This window comes from Leptothoe sp. LEGE 181152 (assembly GCF_032906605.1).
Taxonomy (GTDB): domain Bacteria; phylum Cyanobacteriota; class Cyanobacteriia; order Phormidesmidales; family Phormidesmidaceae; genus Leptothoe; species Leptothoe turfae.
In genome coordinates this window covers 141,761-161,528 of record NZ_JASATU010000001.1, presented here as the reverse complement: position 1 = coordinate 161,528, position 19,768 = coordinate 141,761, and the positions used below count along the sequence as shown (strand labels likewise).

General features: G+C 46.4%; 11 protein-coding genes. 9 read left to right on the top strand and 2 right to left on the bottom strand.

All coding sequences use genetic code 11. From position 1 onward, the window contains the following. Positions 1-223: 223 nt before the first annotated feature. From QGP82_RS00685 to metX, 3 genes are all read left to right on the top strand, one after another. A complete protein-coding gene (locus tag QGP82_RS00685) occupies positions 224-1,843 on the top strand; it encodes a tetratricopeptide repeat protein (RefSeq protein WP_499056638.1) in 1,620 nt (539 codons plus the stop codon). Positions 1,844-2,089: 246 nt separating this feature from the next. Then, positions 2,090-3,373, top strand: coding sequence for an O-acetylhomoserine aminocarboxypropyltransferase/cysteine synthase family protein (locus tag QGP82_RS00680; RefSeq protein WP_499056637.1), 1,284 nt, complete (start codon positions 2,090-2,092; stop codon positions 3,371-3,373). 521 nt (positions 3,374-3,894) lie between these two features. After that, a complete protein-coding gene (gene metX, locus QGP82_RS00675) occupies positions 3,895-5,016 on the top strand; it encodes a homoserine O-acetyltransferase MetX (protein ID WP_499056636.1) in 1,122 nt (373 codons plus the stop codon). Between the two features lie 42 nt (positions 5,017-5,058). Here metX and QGP82_RS00670 read toward each other — a convergent pair whose 3' ends face one another. After that, on the bottom strand, positions 5,059-8,877 hold the full coding sequence (locus QGP82_RS00670; protein ID WP_499056635.1) for a VPS10 domain-containing protein: 3,819 nt from the start codon (positions 8,875-8,877) through the stop codon (positions 5,059-5,061). Positions 8,878-9,853: 976 nt separating this feature from the next. Here QGP82_RS00670 and QGP82_RS00665 point away from each other — a divergent pair. Beyond that, on the top strand, positions 9,854-12,523 hold the full coding sequence (locus QGP82_RS00665) for a bifunctional diguanylate cyclase/phosphodiesterase (protein WP_499056633.1): 2,670 nt from the start codon (positions 9,854-9,856) through the stop codon (positions 12,521-12,523). Between the two features lie 607 nt (positions 12,524-13,130). Here QGP82_RS00665 and QGP82_RS00660 read toward each other — a convergent pair. Then, on the bottom strand, positions 13,131-13,331 hold the full coding sequence (locus QGP82_RS00660) for a hypothetical protein (RefSeq protein WP_499056726.1): 201 nt from the start codon (positions 13,329-13,331) through the stop codon (positions 13,131-13,133). Between QGP82_RS00660 and QGP82_RS00655 the strand changes: the two genes are divergently transcribed. The 5 genes from QGP82_RS00655 to QGP82_RS00635 all read left to right on the top strand — a co-directional run bounded on the left by QGP82_RS00655 (position 13,305) and on the right by QGP82_RS00635 (position 19,703). Next, positions 13,305-13,373: an excalibur calcium-binding domain-containing protein gene (locus tag QGP82_RS00655; RefSeq protein ID WP_499056720.1), complete on the top strand. Its 69-nt coding sequence runs from the start codon at positions 13,305-13,307 to the stop codon at positions 13,371-13,373. The genes QGP82_RS00660 and QGP82_RS00655 overlap by 27 nt on opposite strands. A gap of 139 nt (positions 13,374-13,512) precedes the next feature. Next, positions 13,513-15,042, top strand: a complete 1,530-nt coding sequence (locus QGP82_RS00650; protein WP_499056632.1) for a hypothetical protein — start codon at positions 13,513-13,515, stop codon at positions 15,040-15,042. A 15-nt stretch (positions 15,043-15,057) separates the two neighbouring features. Continuing rightward, positions 15,058-16,392, top strand: coding sequence for a DUF1822 family protein (locus QGP82_RS00645; RefSeq protein WP_499056631.1), 1,335 nt, complete (start codon positions 15,058-15,060; stop codon positions 16,390-16,392). 145 nt (positions 16,393-16,537) lie between these two features. Beyond that, complete coding sequence (locus QGP82_RS00640) at positions 16,538-18,964, top strand: CHASE2 domain-containing protein (protein WP_499056630.1); 2,427 nt, start codon at positions 16,538-16,540, stop codon at positions 18,962-18,964. A gap of 160 nt (positions 18,965-19,124) precedes the next feature. Then, positions 19,125-19,703: a DUF3887 domain-containing protein gene (locus QGP82_RS00635; RefSeq protein ID WP_163659221.1), complete on the top strand. Its 579-nt coding sequence runs from the start codon at positions 19,125-19,127 to the stop codon at positions 19,701-19,703. The last annotated feature ends 65 nt before the right edge of the window (positions 19,704-19,768 follow it).

Genomic DNA, 19,768 nt, shown 5'->3' with positions numbered 1-19,768 from the left:
ATTTAGGAGCGTTTCCACAAATATCTCTATTTCTGTCGAGATCGATATTTTACAACCTTTAAATTTAGAAAAAGATCCGTATAACAAACACATACACAAATTAGGTGTTGTTAGCTTGAGTGCAAATCAACAGTTTATAGCTATGGTTTTCAACCATAAAACCCTTGTCAATAGATAACTCCTTGACTTGTCAATAGATCATTCCCTTACTAAATACCTTGTTATGTCAACTCTTTTTTTGAAATCGCTCTTGAGTAGTGGCATTGCTTCCATTGCTTTGCTTTCGTCTGGCCACTCTGCCCTGGCACAATCGACCGATTTTAGCCAGGCTAAACAGCTGGCAGATATTGCATTTGGCTATGCGATCGCAAACCAGCCCAACAAAGCTATTCCCCTGCTGGAGCAAGCTGCTACATACGCAGGAGGAGACTGCTTTGAAAGCAACGCATGGTTAAAAATCGGGGTGGGTTATCGAGCCGTAAACCAGTCCAGTAAAGCCGAAACATTTCTAACTCGGGCAGTGGAGACTGCTATCGATCACACCGAAGGAAAATGCGCCTCTAGTGGTACATCGCCCAGTGAATCAATGCTTAACCGGACGGTTGAATATGCTGAAGCGGGCCATTTAGAGTTAGCTGTGCACCTGGTTCAACAGGTGCAGGCTTGGTCACACCCCCTGGCAATGGCAGAGATTGCGGCAGAGTATGAGCGAGCCGGTCAACCACGGCAAGCACAACAAATGATTGCCCAGGCTGTTGCTGAGATGAAGAAGTATGAAAATGAAGACTTGGTGGATGTCGTCACTGCTAACCAACTATTTTTGGCAGCAACAGGTCTGTTGATCCTTGAAGAGCAGAAAGATCTGGCAAAATTGGTCATAGAAAAGAGTGAAATACTCTCTTTCCTCGAAGATAAGGGTACCGATGTTCTTGAAGATGACTTTGAAACCTACCAGGTGCTAGGTTTAGCAAGACTGTTAATCGAAATTGACAAGACGCAACAAGCACTCGCTGTTTTAGACGCAACGAGACCGACTATTCAGCCTTCGCCAAGGTTTCCTTTAGATGAGGCCCATAGCTGGATCGATTTAGCACAGTTATATAGCAAGCTGGGCAGTGATCAAGCCGAGAGTACCTGGGAAAAAGCCAGAACAATTGTAGAGCAAATGCCTAATGCCTCTACTAAGTCATCGGCGCAGCGTGCGCTGGTACAAGCATACTCAGAGTCAGAAGACTTTGAGCGAGCCCTGGCTTTGGCAGAGACCATAGAGAATGTTAGTGCACGACAACGGGCCTATGGGGCCATTGCGGTGGCCTATGCTAAGGCTGGATTGGTGGAGGATGCCAATAGCCTTGTGGAGTCCATAGGGACGCCTGACTTTGCTAAACGAGAGGTGATCCGTACCTATTTGGAAACTGAACAGTATGCTGAGGCTGAACGCCTGGCCAAGCAATCTGACAGGTTAGATTTCCTGCCCCAGGTTGGCAGCGCCTATTGTAGGATGGAACTACCGGAGCGTGTGGTGCCTTTGTTTGAGTACTTGAGCGAAACAAACTCTCACCCTGTAACTTGGCTCCGTCAGTGTACGGCCACTGCATTTGCAAGACAAGGACAGTTTGATCAGGCCATGGAAGTGGCGCAGACCGTGACCGGACCGGAGACTAAGGCTGCTGTGCTGGTTGCGATCGCAGCCCAACATACCAACCCATCCAACCATTCAGCCTGGGGCCGGTTTGTACAACGGTTGCCCTATCCCCTGCGCGCCTGGTTAAGCCCTGCTGAAACCCAGGAAGCCGTTGACATACTTGACCAAGCCCTGGCTCTAATTCAAACAGATTCCTAGCTCGTAGCCAGTATGCCGACGATGACAGGTCTTTGACCGTGACAACCTTTGTCGCGTCGCTGTTCTAGCTGTACCGTAACAGTTCTTGCCCAGGTCCCCTCTAATATTATTGTCAGTCTGAAATGTTTTGAGATGTTTTGTGATTAACTGCAGTCAGGTCGTAAAGAATCCACCGACGACTTTCATGGGATTATCTTGCCTGAGCTAGAATTTCATGACGATTTATCACTGTAAAGAGGGTTTTTCATGAGTGCAGAACACGGATTGGGGACAAAGTGTCTACATGCAGGTCAAGAGCCTGATCCCACCACCATGGCTCGCGCTGTGCCCGTCTATCGCACTACCGCCTATGCCTTTCGGGATACTGAACACGCAGCTAACTTGTTTGCCCTGAAAGAACTGGGCAATATCTATACGCGGTTGATGAATCCTACCCAGGATGTTTTAGAAAAGCGGGTTGCTGCCATTGAAGGTGGAGCTGCAGCCCTGGCCGTGGCGTCTGGAACCAGCGCTATTTTTTATAGCATTATTAACATTTGCCAGGCTGGGGATGAAATTGTTTCCGCTAATACGCTGTATGGCGGGACCTACACCATGTTCAAGGACATCCTGCCCCAGTTTGGCATCAAGGTGAACTTTGTCGATCCCCGCAATCCAGAGAATTTCCGGTCCGCGATTACGGAGAAGACCCAGCTGGTGTTCTGTGAAACGGTCAGTAACCCAGGGTTAGAAGTATCGGATTTAGATGCGATCGCTGCGATCGCCCATGAAAATGGCCTGCCCCTTGTTGTTGACAGTACCTTTACAACACCTTATTTAATTCGCCCCATAGAACATGGTGCCGATATTGTGATCCATTCCCTAACCAAGTGGTTAGGAGGCCACGGCACAGGCATCGGCGGCATCATGGTAGACTCCGGCAAATTTGACTGGACCTCCGGCAAGTTTCCCCTCATGAGTGAGCCAGACCCCAGCTACCACGGTTTGCGATATGCCCATGACCTGGGCCCCTTGACCCCGATCGCCTATACCCTGCGCATGCGGCTTGTGCCCCTACGTAACCTAGGAGCCTGCATTTCCCCAGATAATTCCTGGATATTCCTCCAAGGTATAGAAACCCTGCATTTACGCATGCAGCGCCATTGTGAAAATGCCATGGCCGTGGCCGAGTTTCTGCAACAGCATCCCTCTGTAGAGTGGGTGCGTTACCCTGGCCTAGAGACCGATAAAGCCCACTCCACTGCTAAACGGTATCTGAAAAATGGATTTGGAGCCATGGTTGTCTTTGGTATCAAAGGGGGGGCTGACGCAGGCAAGAAGTTCATTGAGCAGCTGACGTTATTCTCTCATCTGGCAAATGTAGGGGATGCGAAAAGTCTGGCCATTCATCCATCCACAACAACCCACTCGCAGCTGTCAGAGTCTGACCTGCAAAGTGCCGGCATCGCTCCCGAACTAATCCGTCTAGCCATTGGCATTGAGGACATCGATGACATTATCGATGACCTCAAACAGGCCCTAGCCGCATAGAGGACATGCACCTTGATTACGAAGGTGCATCGGACTATCCTCCCCTTCATAAGGGGAGGTGTACACACAAGTGCTCGTCAATAGCCTTTACGATTGCCTCACCCCCTCTAACTCCCCCTAAAGCCCTCCGGGCATGGGTTAAAGCCTAAGGTAAGGGGGAGGACTGGAGCTTCCCCCCTTGGTAAGGGGGGATTGAGGGGGGTAGTGCAGGAGATTGAGGTTCAACATGAGATGTGTATACACCGTAGCCCCTTACCAAGGGGGGATTGAGGGGAGGTAATGCAGGAGTCTGAACTCTCTGCCGAGATGTGCGTACATCGTAGCTCTTAAAGGGAGGATTAAAGGGATTAAAGGTAGGGCTGATTCATTTTTCCGTTTGCAGGAAAGCATGTAAATAAAGTAGTTTTATAAGAATGTCTTGTTTCTTCTGCGCAATCTAAACATTAGTCCCATGGCTTAACACATCAACTACTCAAGCCTCCGTCATCCCCTTTCAACTCTTCTCTCCCATCGCTTACCTAATGAGTATTGGCTCAGTCCAGACCAAGTTTTTCCACCTAGACAAACCTTTTCCTTTAGATTCAGGAGAATCTTTTGACGCCGTCACCCTGGCCTATGAAACCTATGGCACCCTCAACAGCGATGCCAGTAATGCCATCCTGGTTCTACATGCCCTAACGGGTAGTCAGCATGCCGCTGGTATCAACAAAACATTACCAGGGGCGGAGTCCCTGTGGACAGATGACTGTGTTGTTGGCTGGTGGGACACCTTTATTGGCCCAGGTAAGGCCCTGGATACAAATCGTTATTTTGTTATCTGTGCTAACTACTTGGGGGGGTGCTATGGGTCAACAGGGCCACGCTCTCTTAATCCACGCACGGGTAAGCCCTACGGCAGCCAGTTTCCCCAGGTGAGTGCCTGGGATGTGATCCGCAGTCAGCTACAGTTGCTGGATTTTCTGGGTATTGACTGTTTGCATGCTGTGATTGGTGGGTCAATGGGCGGTATGCTTTCGATTTTGTTAGCCACCCGCTGCCCCCACCGGGTCAAGAATGTTTTGCCCATCGCAACCGGGTTAGAAACCACTGTGCTCCATCGGGTCCATAACTTTGAGCAAATTCTATCAATTCGTAATGATCCCAAATTTCAAGGCGGCGACTACTACGATACAGAGCCACCCAAAGAAGGGTTGTTATTAGCTCGGATTATTTCCCATAAAACCTTTGTGTCACTGGCCATAATGGAAAAACGGGCTCGGCAAGAAATTACCATAGACCAGCCCATCGGGCAGTTTTACGAACTATCTAACCCGATTGAGTCCTATATGTTCCATCAGGGCAAAAAATTTGCAGAGCGATTTGATGCCAATAGCTATCTGCGCATTATGGATATGTGGCAGCGGTTTAGCCTCAATGCACAACAGCCAGCCTTATTTGAAAAATGTGCCCACCAGCAGTATCTGATTTTTAGCGTCGATTCTGATGTTTGTTTTTACCCAGAAGAACAAAAGGTCATTGTCAGGGCCTTGAAAGCAGCCCAGATGAATGTGAAACACATCACAGTGCATTCTGATAAAGGCCATGATTCCTTTTTGCTAGAGCCAGATCTCTATGCGCCGTATATCCGGTTTGTTTTGGATTGAGACCATGCCACATTTTTAGGGCAATAGGCTGCGAGAACCTGATCAGCTCCGTGGTCTGTACTTATAAAAATGCGTTTTCTCTAATTTTCCATAGTTTGGATCAGATGGATTATTAAAGTAATCCCAAACCCATCGTTGCACTTCAAATGCAGTAATCCTATTTTCTCCCTGGGCTTTCTGATTATGAACATCGCCAAATGCTTGGAGTAGGCTGTCGCACTTTTTAACCTTGGCAGTAACCTCCTGATGACAATCTCTAAAGGTTAAACGATAGCGAGTATTCATGGGTGCATAGATAAATTTATGAGTCGGCTCATGCACCTTTTCCCCAGAATCATAATGGGCAATCAGCTTATTGTAGCCAACCATACCTGAGTCGTCATAGCCAGAGAACATTTGGAGAGAAGTTAGTGGGTAATACTCCCGATGCTTCACCCAGATAAATGACATGGTAACAATCAGCACCGAAACTAAAATCGGATAGAAAAATATCCGCTTGGGACGTAAGGTCTCTCCTTTAGGGGAGTTACTCTGGGCAAACTTAAACCAGCCACGCCTATTCAACCAACGACGGATTGCCGTGTAATCATAAAAGATTAGCTGCACCAGAATTAAATCAAAGAAGACAATATTTTGCAGAAAGATAATGCCCACATGCATGGCAGCCATGGCAGCTGGCATGATCCAGCGGGCCCAGCGGGAGAAGAGAACTAAACCATAGGCCAGCTCACCATATATCCCCACAAAGCCCAAAAAGCCAAACACAATGTCAGGGGCATGAACCAAATGTAGGGAAATAGTCCAGTCAGTTTGCAGTGGCTCTAACGTGGTAGAGAGTAGTTTGGCCTTGAGATTCTGGGGGGCCCACCAGTAGAATCCAGAGAAGTAAATCTTACTCAGCCCGGCCTGAATATACGAAACCCCCAAAATTAACCAACAAGCATAGCGTGCCCAAGCATAAATGGGCGCGGGTTCATCGGCGACGGGCACGGGCTCACCGCGCCGCTGTTTTAACCAGCGATCAACCGATAGTGCATCATTACACGGTGCAAAGGAGAGAACGGCCAGCAGGTAAACGGGGAGCAGCCCAGTGTGGTAAAACCAGGTGTACTGTCGTAAAATACCGCCCAAAACCAGATAGAAAAGGGCTCCCAATGGCAGTACCCAGCGAGTCTTCAAGCCGATGGTACCTAAGATCAGTACCAGGGCCGTTATCCACTCAAAAAGCTGGAGGCTGGGCTGATGACGAGAGAACGCCTCAAATCCAGGAATATTGTAGAAATAATCCATCACCCCCATGGAATGACGAATCTCAATTGGCAGGAGGGCGCTGCTAGGCAGATCCTCCATCCACAGGGTCATGAGTACTAGCGTGCCGCAGCTAACAATGCGAATTGCGGCCAAGGATTCGGCAGTGGTTTCGGGAACAAAACGTCGGGCAAACCAGGGGCTTGTGACCAGCCAGGAAACGGCGGCAAATCCCAGGCAAATAAAGAAGCCATTTTCTGCCGACTGTTGCGGTGCAAACAGCCGTTCAAAGGCAACCCAGCCGACTGCGCCCACCACACCTGCTAGACAAATGATTAAGCGAATGTTGCGGGTGGAGATGCGCTCAAACGAAATCCGCTTGAACAGGGCAATGCCGCTGGCTGCCAAGATTACCAGTACCCCAAAACCAGTTAGCTTACGTTTGTTCAGACGCAGATACATGCCCACGGTTTCCGGCGTACTGGGAGCCGCAATTTGAGCGATCTTGAGCCGAGGCACAGACAATACATCCCAGTTCTCACCGCCGTCAGTGGATCGATAGATGGCGGTGTCAACGGCCCCAAAACCAAAGATGGTGTTATCTTCTGCATAGTTTGGAGAAAACTGAAGCGCCCGACCCGCACAGGGAACATGGGTATATCGTGAGAACGCCAGATTGGGATCGCCGATGGCCTTAAATGAATTGCCGCCATCTTCACTTTTGAAGAGACCCCGTCCGCGAACGCTAGCGATCACAGTTTTATCGTTGGCGTAATTGGGGGAGATATCCACCGCTTCGATAAAGGGATTGGCTCCATAGCCTTTACCGTCTAGATGTTCCCAAGTTTTGCCTCCGTCTTCAGTGCGATATAGGCCCTTGCCTGAGGCCACAAATAGGGTCTGATCGCTAGCAACGTTAGGAGAAACAGCTATCTGTGCAAACGGTAGCTCTTCTAAATCAGTATTCTCTGTTAATAGCGACCACTTCTGACCGGCATTCTCACTTTTATAAACACCGCGAATTCCCGTGTTAAAAAGGGTCTGATCATTGGCAAAGTCAGGTGAGATCACCAGGGATGGGGAATCATTGCCCAGTTGCTTGTCTAGCTGGCCGACACGTTCATAGGTTTTACCGGCATCTTGAGACCGAAAAACAAGTCCCTTCTGGTTGGTACTAAAGACCGTTTGATCCGCCTTAAAGTTGGGGGAAACGCCCAAACTGACACCTCGGACTTCCTGACTTAATGGATGCACAGACCAGTTCTGACCACCGTTGGCTGACCGTAGAATTTTAGTGTAGAGAATCGATGAAAAGAGGGTTTGATCGTCGGCGTAGTTACTAGAAAGGGCAATGTCAAAAAAGCGGCGGGGATCTTGCTCACTAGTGGCTGCATCCAAGGGCTTAAAGCTATTGGTAAATAGAGGCAGGTGTAGTCCCTCGTTAATGCTTTGCCAGGTGTTACCGGCATCATTACTGATGTAAAGTTCACCCACGTAGGTTGCGATCGCAACCGTCTGATCCTCAGCAAATGTGGGTGATACCGCCATACTGACTACAGTGCCCAAGGACAGCACCTCTAGCTGCTCCCACTGTTGGCCATTATCTTGACTGCGAAATAGTCCATCAAACCCACCCAAAAACAACGTGCTGTCTTTGGCATAGCCAGGGGAAACAGCCAACTCCTCAAAATGAGGCACCTCCATGTCGTCGGCTTGCTGATCCCGAGTCAATCCCTGGGCCAGGGTAATCCACACCTTCTCTGTAGGATCCCACTGCCACGTACCCGCTTCCCATGTGGATAGCCATAGGTTGCCGTCAGGAGTAAACGCCAGATCCTGAGTGCGCAGATCCAAGAGGCCATCACTTACAGGAGAAAAAGACTTGGCATTATCAGTGGATTGATAAACACCGTCTGACTCAGTACCAACGTAAATGACTGATGGGCTAGCGGCAATTGCTTCAACAATACCGGTGTCTGGTATTTGAGTGAGCGTTGTCCAGGTAACGCCATTATCTTCCGAGCGCCAAATCTGCCCCTGATCATCCCCAAGCAGCAGGAATTGATTCTCTGGATCAAACGCCAATTCAGTGGCTGCAACATTGGCCAATACCATCGACCACTGCTCTCCACCATTGTCTGTGCGGTAGAGACGACCATCATGACTTTGAGTAAAAGCTAGCTGGGCATTCACAGGAGACGCCTCAACCCACTGTAAATCCAGATCATCTAGACCTGCATTAAAGGGTTTCCACGTATTACCACCATCCTTGGAACCATAGATGCCATCTCCAGCTGTTGTCAGGTAGAGAGTTGACTGGTCGCCAGGGGCAATGGCCAGGGCCACTAAAGCCTCATGATTATCCAGACCATTATTCAAACGAAACCAGGTCTCACCCTGATCTTTGGACCGCAGTAGATTTTTACGAACCAGCGCATAGACCGTACTGTCTTGCTCATAGTTGGGCGAAACAACGACCTGTGGAACAACATCATGGGGCCGATGGGCATACGCTGGTGGCACCCCCATGTTCCACGCCACCAGAATTACCAGGAGGCAGAATATCCAGGAAAACAGAGCTTTTGAAATCGTAGAGGACCAGCGAGTAATCATCTCTTGTATTAAAAACCTCGTTATCGAGAACCCCATCAAATTCAAGTCAGAATCTATATCAAGCAACTACGAGAAACCTCAAACGGTTAAATAACTGTCAAGACCCAAAAGTATGACCGTCTAACCAGGAGGTCGATACTAGCTATAAAACTTGATCTAACAGCTTCACTCAACTCTGTAGAGGCTCAGCACCATAGATTCACCGCTAAACGACCAGTCAGGACTTCTAAGTCAGATATCTGTGGACTATCTGCGAGTAATATCCAGAACAGAGTAAACTTTATAAAGATGTAAAAGTACTCATAAAGTACTTACGATGAAGGATACTGCCTACTGAGATGATGGAAACTAATGAGTGGGTGTATTCACATAAAATTTATATTACACACAAGATCTACGTAAATTCTCTACCCCCACCTCACAAGTTGAATAAGACTTAAACATTTGTAACGATGTAGTACAACAGGAATATCAGTAAACAGGGTGAAGCAGGAAGGGGTCATCATGATTGAACATGTCACAATCTAGTCAAAGTGACTAACAATCTGACATAATCTTGTTCTCGGTATATTTCAACTCCAGTGTTAATTGCAGCAAGATAATGGTGAGGTATTGCCACGCAGATTGATAGTGGGAGACTTCATTGAGACAAGATTAATCGAATGCATTTTCCAGTTTGTTGATCCTCCGAGCGCACTTGACATGCTAAAAATTGATCGGTTGTGAGGCAAAGGCTACCCGCGCTGCGGATGATGGGCAACGTTAGCTACGAAGGGACTTGTGGTGCACATGCATAGTGCAGGAAATCACACCTAGGGTTTCAGTATTTTTGCTTGGTTGTAGAGATGGTTTATCAGGAACTCACAATTGCTGATGGTTGTTATTCAGTCAAAGTACGAATTCCGATTATGATTCTAACCTATATTGTAGGTATAACCCAGAAAATATCTAAATATTAGGCATATAACAACCTGTCATGAGATGTAAGATTCAATCGTTTCTAGCCCTTGGCTTTGAGGAAGTTTCTGTTTCAGAAAAAAAAACACGAGAACTCCGAGAAGACATTGGATTTTACAGCACCATTATCCACACTCTACCTGATCTCATATGGTTGAAAGATTCTGATGGCAGGTATCTAGCCTGCAATCATCGTTTCGAAGATTTTTTCGGAGCCTCTGAACAAGAGATACTTGATAAAACCGATTACGATTTTGTGAATACTAAGTTGGCAGACTTATTGCGAGAGTACGACAAAGAAGTATTGCTGACAGGCTCCTCATCCATAAACGAAGAATGGATGACCTTTGCCAATGATGGACACCGCGAGCTTCTGGAAATAAGAAGGCTTCCCATGTATGACAACAATGGGGACCTGATCGGAGTACTAGGTATTGGACGCAATATTACTGCCCGTAGAGAATCAGAGGAAAAACTTCAGAAAAGTGAGGAGCGGTTTGCCCTGGCTATGCGCGGAGCCAACGATGGGCTTTGGGATTGGAACTTAGAAACAAATGAAGTCTATTATTCACCACGCTGGAAAAGCATGCTGGGTTATCAAAATGATGAACTGACCAATGATTTAAATGCTTGGCAAAACCTGGTTCATCCAGATGATAAAGACAGGGTTTTGACAATGGTTCAAGATTACTTAGTCGGTAAAGTTGATTCATTTGATGTTGAAATGCGTATGCAGCATAAAGCAGGGCATGAAATTTTTGTGCTATCCCGTGCATTTCTGGTACATCGTAGTTCTGATGGAAAAGCAGTTCGCCTGGTGGGCACCCACGTTGATATAACAACCCGAAAGAAAACAGAAGTATTTGATGACAAAAATGCCGAAATTCTGGAGATGATCGCCACCGGAAAACCCGCATCAGAGATCTATCCAGAAATCGCATTAATGTATGAAGCACGTCATCCTGGATTACGCTGCTCAATGCTTGAATTACAAGATGGTCGACTCATGCATGGAGGAGCCCCAAGTCTGCCAAAGGAATACTGCGACGCAGTTCACGGTCTAAAAAACGGTCCTAATGTAGGCTCGTGTGGCACATCGACCTATACCGGCAAGCGTGTTCTTGTTGAGAATATTGAAACAGATCCAAAATGGGCTGAAATCAAACATGTGGCTCTTCCCCATGGCATGCGTTGCTGTTGGTCTGAACCGATTAAAAATTCCTCAGGCATGGTATTAGGAGCATTTGGCATGTATTATGACTATCCCGCGCTGCCCAATGAAGAGGAGTCAAACGATCTTAAGTCTGCAGCAAGGCTAGCTGGGATTGTTATGGAGCGAGACCAAGCTCAGAAGCGTATACGAGAATTAGCGTATACTGATGAACTCACAGGGCTTGCCAGTCGTGCTAGCTTCTATCAAAATCTTGAAGCATCGATCCAACGTTCTGATAGAAATATCTCTCGTCTGGGTCTTCTATATATCGACTTAGATAATTTTAAGAGTGTGAATGACAGTTTAGGGCATGATGCTGGCGACCTACTGCTGCAGGAAATTGCCAAACGACTGCAAGCGGTCACCCGTGAAATTGATTTTGTTGCACGCCTTGGTGGTGATGAATTCTGTATTCTTGTGCATGATGTAGATGATGATTATGCTGCTGCCCATATGGCTCAACGTTGCCTTGAAGTGATCTCAAAGCCAGTCGAGCTATCGGCTAGGAAATTCACTCCGGCTTGCAGTATTGGAATTGCTCACTACCCTAATGATGGAAAAGACCTCTCAACCTTAATAAAAGCAGCTGATACTTCACTTTATGCTGCAAAGGAACGTGGAAAAAATCAGTATGCGTTCTATAAGTCTAAGCTGACTCAAAAAGCAGAGTATCAGTTTCGCGTGGAACAAAATTTAAGGGAGGCAGTCGAAAAACAGCAGTTGTCACTGGTTTATCAACCTCAGATTCAGATACTCACTGGCAACATTATTGGTGTTGAAGCATTATCACGCTGGAATCATCCACAATTAGGTCAGATTTCGCCCATCGAATTTATTGCCACAGCCGAAAGAATAGGCATGATTAAGCCCCTGACCGAATGGGTTTTGACAACAGCTTGCAATCAAGCAGTTGCCTGGAAGAAGGCAGGTTTGCCAGCCATTCGCATGGCAGTTAATATTTCTCCCATCCATTTTCTTGATAAGGATTTTGTGTCATTAATTAAGCGTGTTATTGATGAGACAGGAATGGTACCATCGGAACTAGAACTGGAGGTTACTGAGAGTGTTGTGCAGACGGATCAGCAGAATCTCTCAATTTTTCGAGAGTTGAAAGATCTAGGTGTACTACTGGCAATCGATGATTTTGGGACGGGGTATTCATCCTTTGCCTCTCTCAAACACCTGACGGTTGATTGTCTGAAAATTGATAAATATTTCATTAATGATATGCTGATCAATAATAAATCAAGGGTCTTGATTGGCTCCATGATAGAAATGTGCCGCAACCTAGAACATAAGATTATTGTCGAAGGTGTGGAGACTGCGGAGCAATATTATACACTTCAAAAATTTGGTTGTGAGACTGCACAAGGTTATCTGTTTAGCAAACCCGTCAGTTCCGCTGAAATATCAAAACTTCTGAATCGTAATATTCTTAATGGAAGTAGTATGTGGCCTGATGCCATCACCCCTTGACGACTTAGCAATGACTGCAAAGAAATAATTGGCAATGCTCCCGGCTGTGATGGTCTAACTCCTTTTCCAGAGTTCTATAGAAAATATAGTGTTGCTGATCTCCGGAAGAATTTAATTTGGAAAATACCAGTGTAGGACAATCTTGTTAGATCGATCTTGTTAGATCGATTCATCCCCTAAATCAACAACGGCAACAATACAAAGACACCTTGATAGTCCATGGCAAGACGTTCTAAGCAGGTCATGGGTAATAACTCAATGCCATAAACTTTTTGTATCATGCATACTACACAATGTATCTGAAATGGATTTGTGTATTTTTGTAGTTGCCCTTTTTCTCTAATACTCCAATGCTATGGGTCGACGACAAGGGCTTCCCTGAATTTGAAAGGTATGAATCATGACTGAATAAAGCATTGCACTTTGCGGCGATTGCTTACCTGAAGCATCTACCTCTCAATGACATGCTAAGTTTCAAAGTAGCACGGTTGTGAGTACGGTCTTGTATGGTTATTCGGCTTTCTTTAAAGAAGGCCGAACAATTTCAACGTGTACTATATATAGTACATTTACGTACACAGGCCCCATGAGACTCATCCTTTCCGCATTAATCGCCTCGCAGTTGCTTTCGGGGATTGCGATCGCGCAGAACCAGCCCCAACTCCAGCCGGATCAACAGCAACCAGAATGCGATCCGCACTACTCCGGTGCCTGCATCCCGGTTTACAAGACGAGGGCGGATGACGTTGATTGTGGGGAGATCGAAGACAGAAACTTTACCGTGGTGACCATCGGCGAGGACCCACATCGGTTGGACGGCGATAAGGATGGGGTGGCGTGTGAGGGGTAGAAGGTTAGATGCGAAAACGAGGATGAAGGGCCGCATTAGCCATGCAATGTAGGCGCAAATCCTGAGCAATAGTACCCAAGAGGGTACTACACAACCCAATCAGGTCTGGGAAAATGGTTCCACTGCAGGGTAATGAATCATGGGGCCTCTATCAAAATACTGGGTAATTTTGAGAATCGATCCTGGTGGTGAAGGACGTGGATATAAGGAACAGGTGCTGCCTCTAGCGTCTGAGTTCTTCCAAGCGGAGCTTGCTGACCTGTTCGAATCGACGGTGCCAGCTGACCGATCCGTGCGAACGAGTGCGTCAGTGCAGGTGCTGGCTGATGCGCCAGTGCAGGTGCGATCGCAACCCCTGGTTCAAAAACATCGCACTATTCAGACGTTACTCCATCGCCAATTTACAACCCAGTCCTCTGCCGTATCCCTACAGAAGCGAGCCAAAGCTGGCCTGTGCCTGCGGGGATATGTCTCCTATGCCATTGTGGCGGAGTGCAAAGTTCTAGCAAGCAAGTTTGCTGCCACAGGACAACTCTCCCATAAGGATCTGCTGCCCTACGTTCTCGATGATGATGGGGAAATCCAAATTGTGCTAGACCAAGACCCGAAACATCAACTGGTGCTCAACGGTAGCGGTAAGCCCCAGCCCTCTGCTTATCAGAGATTTTCAGTCGAAGCCCTGCGCAAGTTTAATCCCAATGGTCAACGGGTCGCTAGCTTAGACAACTGGATTCACCTGCAAGTTCGTCAAAATCAAGACCTGAAGACTGTGTTGTCAGAGCGAGGATTTTACAAATTAACTGACTGGGCATTACTCAATCGAGCCCGCCAACCCCAGTTAGAGAGTTTTTCCCCACACCAACGCCACATTATCAATGCTTTTCATGCTGTCTACCGTCGCGATCGACGCCAGCAACGACACAATCATAAATCTTGCCCAGCCCCAACCCCGACCCAACTCAACGAAATGCAACAACAGTTGCAAGCCCAGGGAATCACCATTAACCTATCGAAGCTGATTACAGAACTTAGGCAGATTGCCCAGACCCTGCGTCAGTATGCCATCTGGAGCAAAAACGGTGCGCCTCAATCAGAATCGTTAGAGGCCGCCGATCCGTATTCTGGTCTGCAAAGAGAGTTTTGTGATCCTCATTCAACAAACGATCTTGACCATATCGCTCAGCAAGAACTGAGGGAGTTCTGTGCTCAGCAACTGATCGAATGTTTGGACTGGGCCATCAATCAAGGCATTCGTGAGCATATTCAAAGTTTGCATCAGCGGCCAAGATACACCATATTTGCATCCAAGGTGACTGCCATCTTAAAGCTGGTTTACTGTCAGGGACAATCTCAAAGTAAAGTTGCGGATCTATTAGGCATGAAAAATCAATCACAAGTAAGCCGTGTTCTCAATCCCACCACACTGCTCAATCGCGTGCGTTATTGGACTGTGGATCATTTCTTTAAAGTACTTTCGACAAAGGTCAGTAGTCTAAATCTGGCAGCCCTATCGACAGATCCAGACTACTTGCAGAATTTAATGCAGCACATCGAAGCCTTTGTCGATGCAGAAGCGTTCCAAGTAGCGATTGCAGAAATCAAAACGGCCAAAAACCGTTCAATGAATAGTCTGTACGCTCAACGGTTGCGTCACTACCTAGAAAACTAGCAAGGAGTTCAGAAGATGCCGTGTTCTTCGATTGATTTTAATGACTTGAGGCTGGTAGCACCGGAAGTCATTGACCTGGAGCCAGATTATTTTAATCGGGCCGTTCATGTGAGCGACCAGGTCCTTGGAGAAAGCTGTCAGTGGCAAACCTATTTGAATGCTCTAGGACTCCAAGGATTTATCCAATGGATTGCTGAGCAAGAGTCAAGTATTGTTGTCAATCAGGAGAACTGTTCTCTTTTACAACCCGAGTATGCTGGTGCGATCTCAGCTGTTTGTAATCTGAGGATCGGTGGCTTCAAACTGTGCTTACTTGCCGCTGAGAATTTATTGAACGAGACGATCTCAATACCTGCAGCAGCGATCGATTTGCCTGAATTCTCAGCCCATTTCTATGTCCTCACTGAGGTTCAAGAAGAGCAAAAACAAGTTGTTGTGCGAGGCTATGGTCGTTATGATCAACTTGTGAGCTACCGACACCTTATTAATTTATCGGCTGACAAGCGCTGGAATTATGCCTTTCCCTTATTTCTGTTTGATACAGAACCCAATCACCTGTTGTTTAATGTACGCCTTCTAGATCCTACGGCGATGGCATTGTCAGGTGTGCTCCCCAAGCCCCCCTTACCCACCATCACCCAGATCGATCTCAACACTATTCTGTCCCAACCCCATTCATCTCAACAATGCCTCTGGCAACTCCTCCCCTGGGCAAAAGGCGCTTCACTTCTACAAAGACCTGAGTTGCTAAGAATGCTCCACCAATGGCAACAATCTCCAGAACAACCAACATCCCAACGTATCCACATCACCGAAATCTTTACCCTTTTGACCCAGCAGACGATTAACACGGCCCAATGGCTGAGTGCAGAGTTTGACGAATTATCCCAGAGCCTGGGTTGGTTCTCTAACCAAGTGTTAGCAGCAGCACCTGAGTTTCGCTCAGCCGATAGATTTAAGGTGGCCATAGACGAACTCAGATATCAAGGTATGGAGATGCCGTCTGAGTTGCGGCCTATGTTCCAAACGGTTGAATGTGACGGTGATCTCTTGCAGCTGTGTGCAGCGACTTGGGCATCAGTCACCCCCGATCCAAGTCCACACTGGACCTTATTATTAATTTTGCGAAACCAAATGGGGGATTTTTTGCCCGATGGCCTCAAGCTCCGCGTTGCCGATCTGACAGGGACCCTGGGTGAAGAAGAAGATGCCCTAGATACTGAGTTTGTCTACGTTCGGGTGAATGCTACCCAAAACACAAAACTTGTGGCAACGATTGTTTCACCGACCGGGCAAATATTGCCAGCAGAGTCCTATAGTTTTGATACCACTGCCATTGCCATAGAATAATAAGTAAAAACGATAAGTGACTTATTTTAAGAAGCTTACTGTTTTGCGACTCTTTCCTGGATTGACCCTTGATAGAGCATGCTGGCAGATTGATAACGTCTATGTTTATTCCTGGTTTATTCCTGAATTTCTCACCTAAAGTGAAATGCGTACAGCGTTTGAATTAAAGATCTGGCATCGGCAAGATAAACAATCTTGTACTTTTTTATTGCTGTGGGATAATCGCAAAAAACACCTCAACGCTAGTCTGCCATCCTCTAAAGATATCGAAAAATGTTATCAGCGATGGCGACGCTGGTACTACAGATTTTATCAGTTAACGTCCCCACCCCACCCCAGCAATAGTGGTCGCATTAATCCAGGTTCAGGTGATCTAGCCCATGACCTGATGGCAGCAGAAAAAGAATTAGTTCAAGCGCTTCAACGCTGGTTAGGCGCGGTGGAATTACGCGCTATTCAGCAGCAGATTCGAGATGAGGTAATACGACTGACGCCCGCCCATCCAAAATCCGAAAAAGCAGTCTTGGAACAGTCGGGCGTGGATATTTTCCTGGCCTGTGAATCTGATGAGATGGCTAGGCTGCCTTGGGAGGCATGGGCATGGGCATTGGGTTCTGAGATTATTCGCCCTGGCTCACTACGCATCATCCGTACAGTCATGGATGAGCCTGGCGGCAGTTGGGTGAAACCATCACGATTGGGTAAGCCTCGTATCCTCACTGTTTTAGGCGATGATCCTGGGTTGCCATTGCAGGAGGACTGGAAGGCAGTGCGATCGCTTGCACCCATTGCCACTATCGAACGATTTCTCTGGCAACCCAAGGATAGTGCTACCAAAATTAAAGAAAACTTTGCCGCTAAAATCTGTGAGAACCGCGGCTGGGATATCTTATTCTTTGCTGGTCACAGTCATGAAACCACTGTGACTGGGGGACGTATAGCCATTGCTCCCAATATTTCCTTATCCATTAGCGAAATTGAAGAATACTTGACTCAAGCAAGGGAAAATGGGCTACAGCTAGCGATTTTTAACTCTTGTAGCGGTCTGAGCATTGCTGATTCCTTGGTTGCATTGGGACTGCAAGTCGTCGTGATGCGCGAACCCATCCGTAACGATGTAGCCCAAAGTTTCCTCAAACCTCTCTGTCAAGAGTTAGCAGCCCACAGTGATATTCATAGGGCGCTGCTAACCGCTAGTCATCATCTTCAATCAGCTGAAAAATTTGCCTATCCTTCTACTTATCTGATTCCATCATTATTTGGTGTTTCTGGAGTAGAGGCCTATCGCATTGAGCCGTTTGGTTGGAAACGTCAACTTCAGCAATGGTTACCCACAAAGCAAGAAGCTCTCCTAATTGCAACCGCCATATTTCTGAGTTCCGTATCTTCTATTCAGTCAGACCTTCTGGATAGACGGCTGTGGATGCAGTCGATGTACCGAGAGCGCACCAGTCAAACTGAAAAGAATGACGCTCCGCCTATACTCCTGATTGCCATTGATCAAGAATCTATTAATAGGGCTGATAAAGAAATAGACGGTTTTCAACTTCATCCAATGGATCGTGAATACCTTGCTCAATTAATTCAGCAGTTATCAGGCTCATCTATCCAAGTAATTGGTATCGATTATCTTCTAGATACGCAGGAACCCAGAGAAGACAAATTGGTGGATAGTATCCATCAAGCAATAGTGCACCATAATACTTGGTTTGTATTTGCAACTAGAGAACGAGATTCCCTGCGGCCACGTGACAGTATCGCAGACCCTCGGTGGAGCTTACATGGTGATGCCTATGCTCGATACTGGCAAGTTAAGCTGCCTGATGATGAAACCTGCGCTCAAACATGCCCTTTTGCCTATACGTTGGCACTCGTCGATACGTTAAGCGAAAACTCTCAACTTAATCCTCCCCAACCTAATTTAGAGAATAAAGCTGATTTACAGCAACAAATACATGATTTTCTTGATACAGCCAAGAACGATGAACCTAGTGACATCAGTGCTTTTTTAAAAATAGTTCGTTCACCCTTCAATTTACCGCTTATTATTGACTACTCCATTTCACCAGATCAGATTTACCAGTTGATTCCGGCTTGGAAGTTTTTGACCTATTCAGAAAACCCAAAAACGTTCAACTCAAAAATTGCAATTATCGCGTCTGGTGGATATGTGGATGCTAGCGATAACCATCCTCCATTACCGGCTCTGACCTACTGGTGTAACTCAAAATATCGAGAAACAGATATCCAGAGTGATTGCCCTCAATCATTTACTGGTGGCGAACTTCATGCCTACACAACTCACCATTTATTATCATCCTATCAAGTAGCTCGTATCCCAGACTTATGGATGATTCTTATGGCATCACTACTAGGAAAATGGGCAACCCTAACGTTAACTCAACAGCAAGCCCATCAACGTCAAAAATGGCTATTTGCATTATCAATCACGACAGGGCTTTATGGATTTTGGGGATTACAGGCTTATATCTGGGCTAATGTTTTGATTCCTCTATTATTTCCATCCAGTGTATTTTGGATTTATGTCGTTGGGATTACTCAGAAAAAGTAACCTAAGTCCCCTTAACAATATGCTACTTTTTACTACTTTCTAGGGGGCAAACTGCATAAGCATTATCTGCCCACACTTATATGATTGTAGTAGTATTCCGGCTATTCCTTATTCTCAATCATCAATCTATTCTGTGAGTTCCTTGGGAGGGAATTAGAAAATGTCTCAGTCCTTAATGAATCAAAGATCTCAAGATGATGATCATGATGGTGAAAAGCCATGGGTCACTCGAAACACAAAACCCAATGACTCTGTTGATGGCTCAGAGGGGAAGCGAAGATCCCATGACAATGATCGTGATGGGGAGAAGCCATGGGTCCCTCGAAACAGAAAGTCCAATGACCCTGTTGATGGATCAAAGGATAAGCAAAGGATGTTTAAACTACCAATCTTTAAAGACGACGAAGATGTATGGGTTACTCGATTAGTTGCTGAACAGTTTGTGGATGACTTAGGCAAAGGTAATTACACGAGAGCCTGGAAAAACTTAGTGTCCTCTAAAGAAAGTGAGTTCTCTTCAGACATACTTAAGGAACAATGGGAAGAGCACACTAAAAACAAAGGTCGGTTCAAACAGAGAATTGGGTCAAAACTCGTGGGTCAAACTGTTAACGGAAAAATTGTGCATGTTACCATTAAGTTTGAAAATCCTGATAATGAGATGGATTTCATCGTAACGATTAGCAAGAACATGGATGAAGGATACAATAGAGTCTTCGAATGGGATTTCAAAATGTAGTCTTCTTAGAATGTTCTGCTGGAGAAATGTAGCCTTAAACTCTGTAGCTGGAATCTTGCCAACCA